At 62.2% G+C, this 13,546-nt stretch carries 11 protein-coding genes; 4 read left to right on the top strand and 7 right to left on the bottom strand.

Features of this window, described 5'->3' with window-relative positions:
• Positions 1-24: 24 nt before the first annotated feature.
• The 4 genes from B0D71_RS00250 to B0D71_RS00235 all read right to left on the bottom strand — a co-directional run bounded on the left by B0D71_RS00250 (position 25) and on the right by B0D71_RS00235 (position 6,701).
• Positions 25-2,415 (bottom strand): efflux RND transporter permease subunit, encoded by a 2,391-nt coding sequence (locus B0D71_RS00250; RefSeq protein WP_103392938.1) that lies wholly within the window; start codon positions 2,413-2,415, stop codon positions 25-27.
• A gap of 3 nt (positions 2,416-2,418) precedes the next feature.
• Positions 2,419-3,375: a WD40/YVTN/BNR-like repeat-containing protein gene (locus B0D71_RS00245; RefSeq protein WP_103392937.1), complete on the bottom strand. Its 957-nt coding sequence runs from the start codon at positions 3,373-3,375 to the stop codon at positions 2,419-2,421.
• Between the two features lie 72 nt (positions 3,376-3,447).
• Complete coding sequence (locus tag B0D71_RS00240; RefSeq protein ID WP_103392936.1) at positions 3,448-4,803, bottom strand: DUF1329 domain-containing protein; 1,356 nt, start codon at positions 4,801-4,803, stop codon at positions 3,448-3,450.
• Between the two features lie 23 nt (positions 4,804-4,826).
• Positions 4,827-6,701, bottom strand: a complete 1,875-nt coding sequence (locus B0D71_RS00235) for a DUF1302 domain-containing protein (RefSeq protein WP_103393982.1) — start codon at positions 6,699-6,701, stop codon at positions 4,827-4,829.
• A gap of 263 nt (positions 6,702-6,964) precedes the next feature.
• On the opposite strand from B0D71_RS00235, the gene B0D71_RS00230 reads away from it, so the two are divergent.
• Positions 6,965-8,017, top strand: a complete 1,053-nt coding sequence (locus tag B0D71_RS00230; RefSeq protein WP_103392935.1) for an AraC family transcriptional regulator — start codon at positions 6,965-6,967, stop codon at positions 8,015-8,017.
• On the opposite strand, the gene B0D71_RS00225 is transcribed toward B0D71_RS00230, so the two are convergent.
• From B0D71_RS00225 to B0D71_RS00215, 3 genes are read right to left on the bottom strand one after another with little or no spacing between them, the layout of a single operon-like run.
• A complete protein-coding gene (locus tag B0D71_RS00225) occupies positions 8,008-9,087 on the bottom strand; it encodes a zinc-binding dehydrogenase (protein ID WP_103392934.1) in 1,080 nt (359 codons plus the stop codon). The two genes, B0D71_RS00230 and B0D71_RS00225, sit on opposite strands and share 10 nt — an antisense overlap.
• Before the next feature lie 51 nt (positions 9,088-9,138).
• On the bottom strand, positions 9,139-10,161 hold the full coding sequence (locus tag B0D71_RS00220) for an NAD-dependent epimerase/dehydratase family protein (protein ID WP_205885953.1): 1,023 nt from the start codon (positions 10,159-10,161) through the stop codon (positions 9,139-9,141).
• Between the two features lie 58 nt (positions 10,162-10,219).
• Positions 10,220-10,738 carry a 2,4'-dihydroxyacetophenone dioxygenase family protein gene (locus B0D71_RS00215; RefSeq protein WP_103392933.1) on the bottom strand — a complete coding sequence of 173 codons (519 nt, stop codon included), beginning with the start codon at positions 10,736-10,738 and terminating at the stop codon, positions 10,220-10,222.
• A gap of 371 nt (positions 10,739-11,109) precedes the next feature.
• Between B0D71_RS00215 and B0D71_RS00210 the strand changes: the two genes are divergently transcribed.
• The 3 genes from B0D71_RS00210 (at position 11,110) to puuE (ending at position 13,441) form a co-directional block, all read left to right on the top strand.
• The gene (locus B0D71_RS00210; protein ID WP_103392932.1) at positions 11,110-11,562 is read left to right on the top strand and encodes a thiol-disulfide oxidoreductase DCC family protein; all 453 of its coding nucleotides are present in this window, start codon (positions 11,110-11,112) and stop codon (positions 11,560-11,562) included.
• A 113-nt stretch (positions 11,563-11,675) separates the two neighbouring features.
• Positions 11,676-12,548, top strand: a complete 873-nt coding sequence (locus B0D71_RS00205; protein ID WP_103392931.1) for a GNAT family N-acetyltransferase — start codon at positions 11,676-11,678, stop codon at positions 12,546-12,548.
• Positions 12,548-13,441 (top strand): allantoinase PuuE, encoded by an 894-nt coding sequence (puuE, locus tag B0D71_RS00200; RefSeq protein WP_103392930.1) that lies wholly within the window; start codon positions 12,548-12,550, stop codon positions 13,439-13,441. The genes B0D71_RS00205 and puuE overlap by 1 nt, the downstream gene beginning before the upstream one ends.
• Positions 13,442-13,546 lie beyond the last annotated feature (105 nt).

The following is a 13,546-nucleotide window of genomic DNA, read 5'->3' as shown; positions in this document are numbered from 1 at the left end:
GAGCGTGCTCGCTCCTACAGGGGATCAGATTCGGCTGCCTGTTTTGCGGGGCAGCAGCCAGGCAGCCAGTGCTGGCAACAACAGGATGGCGCCGAGCATGTTCACCAGGAACATGAAGGCCAGCAGGATGCCCATGTCGGCCTGGAACTTGAGGTTGGAGAAGGCCCAGGTGGCGATCGACAGGGTCATGGTCACGGCGGTGAATACCGACGCCGTGCCGCGCTGCTTGAGGGCTTCGACAAACGCATCGCGCAGGTTCATACCGCCCTCATGCATCTCATGCTTGATGCGTTCGAACAGATAAATCCCGTAGTCCACGCCAACCCCCACGCCGAGCGCCACCACCGGCAAGGTGTTGACCTTGACGCCGATGCCCAGCAGCGCCATCAGCGCGTTGCACAACACCGTGACCAGCGCCAGCGGGATGATCACGCAGAGGGTGATGCGCCAGGAGCGGAACATCCACAGGCACAGCAACGTCACCGAGGCAAACAGCGCGCTGTTCACTAGCCGGTCGCCAGCGTGCACCACTTCATTGGTGGCCGCCATGACCCCGACGTTGCCCGACGCCAGCTCAAAGGTGACTTGTTCGTTGTCATAGGCCGCCTTGAAAGCCTTGATCCGGTTCATCAGGCCACTGATGGTCTCAGCCTGGTGGTCCTTGGTATAGATGGACACCGGGATCGCATTGCACGCGCTGTTCATGTACTCGGTGCCGACCCGGGTCGCGAAGCCGACGCCCTGGGCGATCTGCGCGGTGGGTTCGGGCAACACGCGCCACTTCAGATCGGTTTCGGCATAGGCCTGGGTGATGTTGCCGACAAAACTGGCGAGACTGCGGACCGAAGACACGCCGTCGTCCTGGCGCAAATACAGCTCCAGCTCGCTGATCGGGTCGAGCACCTCGCGTTTGACGCAGGGGGTTTCATCGCCCTGGGCTTTGACGATCACCTGCAGCAAGTCGACGCCGATGGCGAAGTCCCGGGTAATGACCGCCACGTCCTGGTTGTAGCGCGAATCCGCACGCAATTCGGGTACCCCGGCGCCGATGTCGCCGACATGCAGGTGCCGCGCTTCGAACAAGCCCCAACCCAGCAACACCGCTGCACACAATAATGCCCAGGCGGCGCCGCGACGGGTCGCCAGCACACCCAGGCGCTCCCACAGCCCGGCGCCGAGTGTTTCCTTGCCCCGCAGTTTCTGCGCGTCCGCCGCGGACAGGCGCATGAAGGACAGCAGAATCGGCAACAGCATCTTGTTGGTGACGATCATCACCGACACACCCAGGGTCGCGGTGATCGCCAGTTCGCGCACCATCTCGATGTCGACCAGGGCGATGACGATAAAGCCCAGGGCGTTGGCCAGCAACGCCACGGCGCCGGGCACGAAGAGTTTCTGGAAGCAGTTGCGCGAGGCGGTGACGCCGTCGGCGCCGTTCAGGGTCTCCAGTTTCCAGGCGTTGGTCATCTGCACCGCGTGGGACACGCCGATGGAGAAGATCAGGAACGGCACGAGGATCGACATCGGGTCGAGGGTTAGCTTCAGCAACGGCAGCAGCCCAAGCAGCCAGACCACCGGCACCATGGCGCAAATCAGTGCCCAGCCGGTCAACATCAGGGAGCCGCAATACCAGTACAACAGCAGCGCACTGATGACGAAGGCGATGATGAAGAACACCAGCACACCGGACGCGCCCTCGGCGATGTCGCCGATGGATTTGGCGAAGCCGATGATGTGGATGCTGATATCGGGGTTCTGGTTGTCCTGGCGAATCTTCTCCAGGGTGTTCGCGACTTGCTGCAGGTCCAGACGCTTGCCGGTGACCGGATCGGTCTCCTGCAGGTTGGCCACGACCATGGCCGAACTCAGGTCATTGGAGACAATGCGCCCGACCCAGTCAGACTTGAGCGTGCGTTCACGGGCCTGGGCGACCTGCTGCGGAGTGCCGGCGTAACTGGAATCTACCAGGTTGCCACCGGTAAAACCGTCTTCGACCACCTCGGTGTAGCGTACGTTGGAGGTGAACAGCGAGGTCACAGAACTGCGCTCCACGCCGTTGATGAAGAACACTTCATCGGACACTTTGCGCAGGACCGCCATGGCCTCGGGGGTAAAGATTTCGCCCTTGTTGCTCTTCACCGCCACCAGCACCTTGTTGGCGCCACCGAAATCCTTCTGGTAGTCGAGGAAGGTTTTCATGTACTCGTGGTGCAGCGGGATCATCTTGAAGAAACCGGCTTCGACCTTGAGGTGCGTGGCGCTGTAGCCCAGCGCCATGGTGATCAATATAAACAGCGCCAACAGCGCTTTACGCTGGTGGAAGATCCAGTAGGAGACTTTGCCGACCATGCCCTGGGCGAAATCCTTGCGTGCCAGTCCATCGGCATTCGTCACGTATTTTTCCTGAATGCTCATGGCTTACTCCTGACGCTCGGTCACGTTCGTACCGAGCGGCGTGACACCCCGGTCGCCGACCGTAAGCAATTGGCCGTCGGCCAATTGCAGCGCCTTGGCCAGGCTGGTGTGGGTGGATGGCTGGGGCTTGAAACTGCGCCCCTGATCGTCGCTGGCCAACAGCAGGCCGCTGTTGCCGAATGCCAGGACGCGTCCGGATTTGAGCTGCACCGCGCCGTTGAAGGCGAAGGTGGTGGCGGTGTCACGCTTGGTCCAGGTCTGTCCGTCGTTGCTGGACAGCCACAGGTTGCCGCGCATGCCGTAGACCAGCAGGTCGCCGTTTTTTAATTGCAGGGCACCGAACAGGCTGCCGGCGTAAGGGCTGTGCATGGCCTGCCAGGTCTCGCCGTGGTCGCGGGAACGGGCCAGCGTGCCGCTCTCGCCCACCATCAGGCAATCGCCGCCCGCCAGCACAGTGACCTGGGAAATGTGCCTGTCGAAATCGTTATCCAGCACCGGTAGGCGCTCCCAGCTGACACCGTTGTCCTTCGACAACAGATAGAGACCGAACGCGCCCCAGGCGGCCATGCGCCCTTCCCCCAGCGCCGCGACGCCGAGCAACGAGTCACCGTTGGCCTCGGTCTCGACTGACGTCCAGTGGCTGCCGCCATCCTCGGTGCGTATCAACGTGCCGCCATGGCCGACGGCGACGCCGATATCGGCACTGGCAAACGCCACGCCGGAGAGGGTTCGCGTGGTGTCCGAGCGCACCGAGCGCCATTCCCGCGAGCGCTCATCGGCAATCATCACCACCCCGCGCTCGCCGACGGCGACCAGATGCTCGCCGCTGTCGGCGATGTTGAGCAGGAACACGTGATTGGCACTGATCTGATAGTCGAGTTTGGGCGGTTCGGCGCGCAGTGAAGTGGCGAGCAGGCACAGGCCGACGCCCGCCAGCAGTTCCAGGTGGCGTAAGGACATAAAAGTATTCCGGTGTGCCTGCGAACCGCCAGAGGGCGGTTCGCAGCGGGGTTCAAGAAAAACGCGGTTCGATCACTTGCCCATGCGACGCAATGCATCGGGCTGGAAGTCGACGAAGCGCCCTTTTATCCCGAACTTCCACGGTTGCTGCTCTTCGTTGGCCAGACCGGCGAGGTAATAACCACCGTTACTCAGGTCATGCCAGATGTTGGCGCGGTACCAGGGCACTTGCGCGTCGTAATACTGGATCAGCGGATGCACGCCCACGCGCCACAAGGTGCCACGGGTGTCGTAGGCATCGCTGGCCAGCACGGTCCAGGAATCCTCGTCGAGGTACATCACGCGCTTGCCGTAGACATGCTTGGCGTCCGGGCGCAGCGTCCCTTCCACCACCCAGACGCGGTGCAGCTCATAGCGCATCAGGTCCGTATTGGGGGTATTGGCTGTAAGGATGTCCTTGTACTTGACCTGCTTGGAACCGAGTTTGTAGTCGTTGTAGGGCACATACATTTCGCGCTTGCCCAGCAGTTTCCAGTCGTAGCGGTCCGGCGCGCCGTTGTAGCCGTCGAAGTCATCGGTCACCCGCAGGCCTTCGGTGCCGTCGTTGACGTTGTCATAGGCGAGGTCCGGGGCACGGCGCACGCGGCGCTGACCGACGTTGTAGATCCAGGCCGAACGCACTTCCTTGACCTGGTCGATCGGCTCCTGCACCAGTTGCACAGTGCCGGCCAGGGTGGCCGGGGAGATAAAGCGCGCCGAGTAGTTGAGCAGGCGGTTGTCCGACTGTTTGTCCATGTTGGTGTCGAAGACGCGGTTTTCCTCGATGCGCAAGGCGTAATAGTCACCCCCGCCGCGCACCGGGAAGGAGGCATAGGTGCGCTGCAAGCCACCGCCGAGGTAGCGCACGTTATGGTTCCAGATCGCTTCCAGGCCATTTTTCGGAATCGGGAAAGGCGTGGTCGAGCCGTTCAGATTGCTCACGCCGAAGCCATTGAGTTCGGCGTGCAGCGCTTCCTGCCGGACCTTGTCGGCGACCGCTGCCGGCACCATGGCGGTACGATGGGTCGGGTAGACGGGAATCGAATAGCTCGGGTACTTGGCCAGCAACGCCTGCATGCCCGGGGTGATCTTGTCCTTGTACTGCGCCATGTTCGCGGCCGTGATGGTGAACAGCGGTTTCTCGCTGGCGAACGGGTCGACATAGCCCTGCTCCGGGCTCCAGCCGGCCGGTGGTTGTGCCAGGCCGCCGGTGTACGCGGGAATGGAACCGTCGGCATTGCCGGCCATCTCGCCACCCAGCGGCGTCAGGTCCTTGCCCAGGCGGGCGGCTTGATCGGCAGTGATCTGGGCATGTGCCGGGCTGCTCAGGGCGAGCAGCAAGGCAGACGCCATGCCGCCCAGGCGCGCGGCATGAAGAATCGTGTTCATCGGACTTACCTCTTATTGTTCTGTCAGAAGCTGTAGCTGTAATTGGCGGAGTAGAAATCGCGGTCGTGCAGCGGGTCGTATTCGGCGCTGTTGTCAAAACTCACGTAGCTGAAATCGAGCTTGTGCTGCTTGTTGTAATCGAAGGTGATGCCCAGGGCGCTGGTGATCCGGCCTTCGTTGAACTGGCCGTCCATCGAGACCCCGTCGACGTCCTGACCGACGAAGGCGTAAGGCGATGCCGTGACGCTGGTGCCGAGGAAGTTGTTGTAATCGAGCTGGCCACGCAGGCGATAACCCCAGGCGAAGTCGGTGACATACCCATCGTTCTTGCAGCCGGCCGGACTGGAGTTGACCAGGCTAGGCACCGGGCTGGTACAGGTGTTGCCACCGGCGGGAATGGTCGGTGACGAACCCAGGCCGTAGATGAAGCCACGACCGTAGCGGCGGTCATCGTCATCCTGGGGAATGTTGTTCCACTGGAAGCCGACTTCAGCGACCACCGTCAGGTTCTCGGCCTTGAGCACGTTGGGGAACACGTTCACGCCATTGACCTGGAACTGGGTTTTTTCATAACGATCCCAGCCTGCGGTAAACGACTGGCTTTGCACTTTGACCAACTGCAGCAGGTCGGCCGCCGGGCCGACACCGGCCAGGGCGCCGTTGAGCAAATCGCCGCCATTGATCTGCGCCGGCTGGTTAGGCGAGTAGCTCAGTTCCGAGCCGATCGACCATCCGCCCAGGGTGGTGGTGAAGCTCAGGCCATACAGGCGAATGTCTTCCGGGTACTCCCAGCTGGGCCCGACGAACTGGCCTTGAGCGTTGCGTGCCACCGCTCCCGGTGTCCCGGCGTTGGGAAACTCCGTCAGCGCTGCGCTACCGGTGCTGCGCAAGCCCAGGTACGGCGTGCGCGAGTGATAGTTGAGGTAGTACAGGCCCAACTCGCCGTCGAGGGCATCCAGCGGGAAGCGGAATGCCACGCCCCACTGGCCGCTGTCGTGGGGCTCCTTGCCCTTGATCTCCGGCAGGTAGGCGCCGGCGGCAATCTTGGTCGGCGACGACGGATTGGTGCCGCCGAGGAAGGTGCCCAGCTGGCAATCGCCAAAGTCCTGGCCAATGGCGCTCTCGGTGACAGACCAATAATGTCCGCAACCTTCGATGGCGGTGGCTTCGTACTTGAGCTGGTAGAACGCCTCCATGGAAATCCCGGCCGGCAGGCCGATGTTCATGTAGCCCATCCACACGGGGATCAGGGCTTCCTTGAGTTCCGTTCCGGGCCGGCGCAAGGCCGGTACGTCCAGCGGGTTGATCTGGTTGATGCCCTGGATGTAAGCGCTCTCGCCCCAGTTCACCACCTGGCGGCCGAGGCGCACCTGGACCGGCGTCTCATCGAAGTAGTAGGTGTTGTAGGCGTAGGCATCGAGCAGGTAGACCCCACTGAACTTCTGCAGGTCGGCATAGCCGTCGTCGTTCAGCGGCTTCTTGCGATAGCCGTTGGAGGCACTACCGAAATTGACGTCTTCATCCTTCAGCGCCTCGTCATACCAGCCCTTGACCCGGACCAGCCCGCCCATGTCGCCATTGCGCAGTGACAGGTCGGTGACGAACTTGGCGATGGTCGAGACGCGATCGCCCTTGTCGTAGTTGAGGTTGCCGGCATCTACCGACCCGCCGTTGCCGCCGGACTTACCGAGCACGGCACCGTTGGCCGCGCTGTAGAGATCGTGGTCCTGATCCTCGGCACGCCATTGCGAACCCACCGACAGCGTGGTGTTCCACTCCCCTTCCCAGCCGTTTTCCAGCTGGAATGGCAGTGCTTGCGCCGCGCCCGCAGACGCCAGGGAAATGGCCACGGCCAGGGGTTTGACCAGGGTATGAACGTTGTAATTCCTGTTGTGCATGCAGATCTCCGCCATCGCCCTTACCGTGCGGAGTCAGTCTTGACCCCTTGGCTGAGCGTTCTTGTTTGTTTGCGCAAGCATGCAGAGGGGGGCTGGAAATACCTTTGTCATTTCACGTCAGATGTTTGTCATTTGCCGTCACCGGTCGAATTGAACTGTTCGTCCGTGGAAAATGCAGGGACGATGGCACTGCCCGACTCAAGGGATCGAACACGACCCGCAAAGGCGCCCGTTTCATAGAACAAGAGCCAAAAGCCCCGACCATGACTGCCTTGATCAGAACCACCTCGCTGACCGGGTTCCCCGAGCTTGTACGGGACCTGGGTGGCAACCCCGAGGACCTGCTGCGCCAAATGCAGATCGAACCCAGGCTGCTCGACAATGGCTCGGCGGTGATTCCGTACCGGGCGATGATCAACCTGCTCGAACTGAGTGCCGAACAGTTGCAATGCATTGACTTCGGCCTGCGCCTGGCCGAGCGACAAAGCATCACCATCCTCGGTCCGCTGGCGGTGATCGCGCAAAATGCGCGCAACCTCGGCGAAGCGCTGTCGGAGGTCACCCGCTACCTGCACACCTATAGCCCTGGCGTGCAGGTGAGCCTGGACACCGAGATCGACGCCGCGCATCCGTACCTGATTTATGAGTTGCGTCTGCGCCCTGCCCCTCGCCAACGCCAGATCATTGAGCTGACGCTGGGGGTCATGTTCAAAACCTTGCAGATGCTCTACGGGCCGGGATTCCGTCCGCATTCGGTGCTGTCGCGCACCGAAGCACGATTGCCGCAGAGCCGTTACCAGCGCTTCTTCGGTGCCCGCACTTACTTCGGCCAGGCGCACAACGCCCTGGTGCTGATGCCGGAGTGCTTGAGCAAGCTTATCGACCAGCACAACATTCAGTTGCACGACACCATGATGGATTACGTCAGCAGCATGGACGTCGCCAACCCACTGGACATCGGCAGCCAGGTCGAAGCCTCGATCCGCCGTCTGTTGCCCACCCAGCGCTGCGCCCTGCCGCTGATCGCCGAACAACTTGGCCTACGTGAGCGCTCGCTGCAAAGGCGTCTGGCCGAAAGCGAGCTGGTGTTCGAAGACATGGTCGAGCTGGCGCGCCGGGAGTTGGCCGAGCTGTATCTGGCCGAGGCGAACATGCCCATGGCCCAGATTGCCGGCCTGCTGGGCTATGCCGAGCAGAGTTCGTTCAATCGCGCCTGCAAGCGCTGGTACGGTGTGCCGCCGAGGGTACGCCGTACCCAATTGCGCGCCGACCCGCAGGCCGGCACGCAGCTCAGGGCGACAAAGACTCAGTCGTAGGTGATGATGATTTTCGCATGCTCATCGGGCTGGGTCAGGTCGGTGAAGGCGCCGGCCACCTGGTCCAGCGACACGCGACCGGTGATCATCGGCGCGCCGTCGAGCTTGCCGTCGGCCAGGGCATGCAGGGTGTGGGCGAACTCTTCACCGGTGTAGCCAAAGGAAAAATGCACGTTCATTTCCTTGCTGATGCCCATCAGCGGCTCGATCCAGTCGCTCTCCATGCACACCCCGACCACAATCAGGCGCGAGCGCGGCGGCGCATTCTGCAGCACCTGCTGAATCAACCCCGGAATGCCCACGCATTCGAAGACTACACACGGCCTTGGCTGCGGGCCGAGACCCAGCAGCGCCATCGGGCCGTTGATGTCGTAGCCTTCGGGTGCCGCCACTTGCAGCCAGGACTGGTAAGGCGATTGCTCGGCTGGATTGACTACCACATCGGCGCCCATTTTCTCCGCCAGGGCACGACGCCCGGCAGAAAAATCCGACGCCACCACCGGGCCTATGCCGCGGGATTTCAACACCGCGATCAAGGCCAGGCCAATGGGTCCGCAACCGATGACCACCGGCACTTCATTGCCCTCCAGGCGGGCACGGTTCACCGCGTGGGCGGCCACGGTCAAGGGCTCGGTCAGCGCCGCAACGTCCGCGGGCAGATCCCCTGGCACCGGCATCAACATCTGTTCGGCCAGCACCATCTGCTCGCCGTAACCACCCGGATAACGATTGGAAAAACCGATGTGGTGGAAATGCTGCGGCGTGATCAAGAACGGCAGCGAACACACCCGCGTCCCCACCTTGAGTGTCTTGTCGCTGCCCGGGCCGTGATCGAGGATCTCTGCACAGTACTCGTGGCCAAACACAACGTCTTGCCGGTCATCGAAGTCAATCGGGATGTGGCCGCGCTTGAAGTTGGCCAATACATGCTCGCAGTGATGGAACATGTGCAGGTCCGAGCCACAGATCCCGCAGGCGAGCGTCTTGACCAGCACCTCGCCCCGCCCCGGCGTGGGCGCAGCGATGGAGTCGACCACCAGTTGCTTGTCGCGCATGACAACAGCTTTCATGAAAAATCTCCCCGTCAGGTTCGGACGCCGGGACCCGGCGACCCGCTCGCATCAGCTCAATTGACCGACTTCGCGAAGCCACGTCTCGGAGCGCCGCAAGCCCTCCTCCAGGTTCACCTTCGGCGAATAGCCGAGCAGACGCCGGGCCTTGTCGATCGAAATGCCGCCGGTGCGCGAAAACATGTACATGGTGTCGGGCGTCACCTCGTCGTTACGGCACAACAGCCGATTGACGTTCCAGATCGCCCACGTCAGCGTCACTGCCAGCCCCAGCGGCAGGCTGCGCGGTGCACCGCTGCGTCCGGCCCAGTGCCAGTGATGGCTGAAAAACTCGCGACAGCTGACCGACTCACTCGCGCTGACGTGGAAAATCTGCCCGATCGCCTGCGGCAATCCGGCCGCCAGCATCACGCCGTCAAGCAGGTCTTCGATGTACACCGGCGTCCAGCGACCCTCGCCGCCATTGGGCAGGATCAGCGCGCCGGCCTTGGCCATCTTCAGCGGCTCGCTGAGCCAGGCGCGGGAGCCCGGGCCGTAGACGTCGCCCGGACGGACGATGGTGCAGTCGATTTCACCCGCTGCATGAGCCGCCAGCACCACGTGCTCACTCGCGCCCTTGGCAACGCCGTAGCGATAGTGATCACCGATGACCACGTCAGTGCGCTCGTCCGCCTGCTCGGGATACTCCCAGCCGAGGGCTGCGATGGAGGAAAACTGCACGAAGCGCCGGGCACCGCCCTGGATCGCCACGTCCAGGCAATTGCGCACACCGCGAACGGACACCTCGCGGTACTGCTTCCAGGGTGCCGCCAGGGACACCACGGCCGCGGTGTTGATGAACAGCTCGCAGCCGTGGGCATGGCCGGCCCATTCCTGCGGGCGGGTCAGATCGCCGGCGACTACGCCGTTGGCCGCATCGGCCCGCAGGTCCATGCCGCGAACCTCGACCCCCAGCGCACGATAACGACGGGCCAGGGCCTGGCCGATAAAACCGCTAGCACCTGTAATGAACACCGAACGCGGCACGTCAGGCGTCTGCCCTTCGATGCCGGTTGGCATGGCAGGATGGCTCATTGAGCACTCTCCAAAAATTGACCGGATTGACGGACGCCGTGGCGCCCGCCGCGAGTACTCAGCCGACGGTGTAACCGGCGTTGCCGGGACGGATGTACCTGGCAGGCTCCAGGCCGCGTTCCTTCACCAGGCGATCGATGATTTGCATGATGTCCGTGGCGTCCATGACGTTCACGAAGTTGCCGTCCTGGTCGAAGTTGATGTTGGCGCCATAGACCACCATGAAGGTGTCGGTGGGCTCGGTGTTGTCTTCGGGAACCATGAAGGTATGGATCGAGCCGCCCGGCTCATAGAGGTAGCAGCCCGCTGTCTGCGGCTGTTCCGGGTACTCGACGTAGTGCCACCGGCCCGACATCGTGAACAGATGGACCGGGCCGGTGTGGTAATGGCAAGGCAGGCGCACACCGGGCTGGAAGATCACCCGCAACGTCCAGATGCCCAGGTTCGGGTCCAGGTAGAGCGGCTGCACATCGACGCCGGGGAAATAAGGTGCCATGGCATCTTTGTAGATCGGCATCTCGTTGGTATTGAGGGTCAGCAGTTCCTTGTGATCGAAGAACGGTACGGGCATTGGCATTATTGTTTTCCTTTGGCAGGCAATGACGGGTAACGGTTATTACGTCGTTGCCATACTGCTGTTGTTGCTTGCCAAAGAATTGTCATTTGCTGTCAGGGGTTTGGCATTTGGCGACAGGGGAGTGGATGCTGAAAGCGTTTTCGCAATATCTGTTATCTGCCGGATGGCGGCTGTACTGCGGAGCTGGCCATCCCGTCGGGAGCCTTTTCGGATCGAGCGCAGCTCGGCGGGAAGAAGGCTATGAATTCAACTTCAGCGCAGTGATAGTTAGCCCCCCCCTTCGTAACCGAGAGCAATCGACCAAATGCAGACTTTCAACGCTGGCACGCGGTTATGATCCGGGATTACCAGGCGCCCTTGGACCCACGCTTATGCCAGCCTCGCCAATCCGCCTCACACCCGCGCCACTGCTCGCACCAGGAGAGACGGTGGTCTTGTTCGACGGTGTCTGCAAGCTGTGCAATGGCTGGGTGAGGTTCGTGATTCGCCATGATCGCCAGCGGCGCGTGCGCTTGGCGGCGGTTCAGTCACCTGAGGGGCAGGCCCTGCTCGCGTGGGCAGGTTTGCCCGTGGATCAATTCGACAGCATGGCGGTGATCCGCGACCGACACTACTGGGTGCGCTCGCAAGCTTTTTTCGAAATCTTTGCCCAGTTGCCCGCACTCTGGCGCCCCGTGAACCTGTTGCGCATCTTTCCTCGCAAACTTCTGGATTGGGCGTACGACCGCATTGCCCTCAATCGTTATCGGCTCTTCGGGAAATACGACACATGCCTGTTGCCGGACCCTGATCATGAACAGCGCTTTTTGAAAGCGCCCCTATGAACGCCTTCAGGTGACGTGACGGCCTGGATCAATACTCGGGTTGAAGCTATACCGAAAGGGTTCAGAGTGGGGATGGACCACACGCTCGATTAGCGACTGAGGAGAACTTCGCGGTGTCGAATCAGCTGGTCATACGCAACATGACCCGACCCGAGCTGGATGAGCTCGTCGAATGGGCTGCCCGTGAGGGTTGGAATCCCGGCTTTCACGATGCCGAGCTGTTCTGGGCGACGGACCCTGCCGCCTTTATCGCGGCGACCCGGGGCGGCGAATTGATCGGCGGCGGTGCCATCACCTCCTACAATGGCGAATTCGGCTTCATGGGTTTTTTCATTGTTCGGCCTGAGTATCGCGGTCAAGGTTTGGGCAATACCCTCTGGCACGCACGCCGCGAGCGACTCCTCGCCCGCCTGCGCCCAGGCGCGAGCATCGGCATGGACGGCGTCTTTGCGATGCAGGACTACTACGCCAAAGGTGGTTTCGTGTTCTCCCATCGCAACATGCGTTTTCGTGCCACGACCACCGAACGCCCGACGACCTCGCAGGCAGGCGACCAGGACATCGTCCCGTTGGCCACCTTCCCGTTCGATCAGGTTGTCGATTACGACCGCACCTGCTTCCCCGCCCCGCGCGCAACCTTCCTGAGCGGGTGGATAGCCCAAGCCGATGCGCTCGCCCTGGGTTGCCAGCGCGAGGGCAAGCTAAGCGGCTATGGCGTAGTAAGGCGCTGCCGGGAAGGCTACAAGATCGGCCCCTTGTTCGCCGATGACGCCCTGGCAGCCAATGCCCTCTATACGCGCCTGGCGGAATTTGCGCAGGGTGGTCCGCTGTTTCTCGATGCCCCGCAGAATAACCCCGCCGCGATGGCGCTCGTGCAGCAACAGGGCATGGCCGAGGTTTTCGGCTGCGCACGCATGTACCTCGGCCCTCCTCCGGCGATCGCACACGAGCGTGTGTTCGGCGTCACGACCTTCGAGCTGGGCTGATGTCCGCGCGCGACCTGGTCGGCTATGGCGGCTGCCCACCCCACCCGCAATGGCCCGGTGAGGCGCGCATCGCGGTCCAGTTCGTACTCAACATCGAAGAAGGCGCGGAGTCATGCATCCTCAATGGCGATGCACAATCTGAGGCCTGGCTTCACGAGCTACCGGGCCGCCCGCCACGTGTGGGGGAACCGGACTTGAGCGTCGAGGGCATGTACGAATACGGATCACGTGCAGGTGTGTGGCGCATTCTGGAGCTGTTCAACGCCCGGGGCCTGCCGCTGACCGCCTTCGCCGTCGGCCGGGCACTGGAACTCACCCCGGCGATTGGCCATGCGCTCTGCGCTGCCGGGCATGAGATTGCCGGGCATGGCTACCGTTGGCTGGACTATCGCGACACGCCTGAAGACCAGGAGCGGCGCCATATCCGCATCACCCTCGACGTGATCGAGCAGATCTGCGGTAAACGCCCCGTAGGTTGGTACACAGGAAGGGTCAGCCAGAACACCCGCCGCCTGTTGCGTGAGGAAGGCGGGTTTCTCTATAGCTCGGACGCCTACAACGATGATCTGCCCTATTGGCTCCCAGGCTCGCCCGCCCACCTGGTGATCCCTTACACACTGGTCAACAACGACGCCCGCTATCTGCTGCCCAATGGTTTCGCCTGCGGTGAGGACTTCTTCCAGCTTCTCAAGGATGCTTTCGACCTGCTGTGGCAGGAGGGCGCGCAACACCCGAAGATGATGAGCGTCGGCCTGCATGGGCGGATCAGTGGCCATCCTGGTCGTGCGATGGCGCTGGCGCGCTTTCTCGATTACGTACAAGGCCACGACGCTGTGTGGATCTGCCGGCGCGAAGAGATTGCCAGGCACTGGATAGCCCGATTCCCAGCCTGAGTGTCTTTCCCGCCAACAACAAACCGCAAAGAACGCTTCCAGTGTTCGGCGAATACTTCACGCTTGATATCAGATGAGTGGTCTCCCGATATACAGCGCGCGACG

This window comes from Pseudomonas laurylsulfativorans (assembly GCF_002906155.1).
Taxonomy (GTDB): domain Bacteria; phylum Pseudomonadota; class Gammaproteobacteria; order Pseudomonadales; family Pseudomonadaceae; genus Aquipseudomonas; species Aquipseudomonas laurylsulfativorans.
The sequence above is the reverse complement of the archived record's forward strand: the minus strand, read 5'-3'. Positions and strand labels throughout refer to the sequence as shown.

What these genes read in the sequence shown, in the direction of transcription:
- B0D71_RS00250 (WP_103392938.1), bottom strand. Translation starts at nt 2,415, where the DNA reads ATGAGCATTCAGGAAAAATACGTGACGAATGCCGATGGACTGGCACGC.
- B0D71_RS00245 (WP_103392937.1), bottom strand. Translation starts at nt 3,375, where the DNA reads ATGTCCTTACGCCACCTGGAACTGCTGGCGGGCGTCGGCCTGTGCCTG.
- B0D71_RS00240 (WP_103392936.1), bottom strand. Translation starts at nt 4,803, where the DNA reads ATGAACACGATTCTTCATGCCGCGCGCCTGGGCGGCATGGCGTCTGCC.
- B0D71_RS00235 (WP_103393982.1), bottom strand. Translation starts at nt 6,701, where the DNA reads ATGCACAACAGGAATTACAACGTTCATACCCTGGTCAAACCCCTGGCC.
- B0D71_RS00230 (WP_103392935.1), top strand. Translation starts at nt 6,965, where the DNA reads ATGACTGCCTTGATCAGAACCACCTCGCTGACCGGGTTCCCCGAGCTT.
- B0D71_RS00225 (WP_103392934.1), bottom strand. Translation starts at nt 9,087, where the DNA reads ATGAAAGCTGTTGTCATGCGCGACAAGCAACTGGTGGTCGACTCCATC.
- B0D71_RS00220 (WP_205885953.1), bottom strand. Translation starts at nt 10,161, where the DNA reads ATGAGCCATCCTGCCATGCCAACCGGCATCGAAGGGCAGACGCCTGAC.
- B0D71_RS00215 (WP_103392933.1), bottom strand. Translation starts at nt 10,738, where the DNA reads ATGCCAATGCCCGTACCGTTCTTCGATCACAAGGAACTGCTGACCCTC.
- B0D71_RS00210 (WP_103392932.1), top strand. Translation starts at nt 11,110, where the DNA reads ATGCCAGCCTCGCCAATCCGCCTCACACCCGCGCCACTGCTCGCACCA.
- puuE (WP_103392930.1), top strand. Translation starts at nt 12,548, where the DNA reads ATGTCCGCGCGCGACCTGGTCGGCTATGGCGGCTGCCCACCCCACCCG.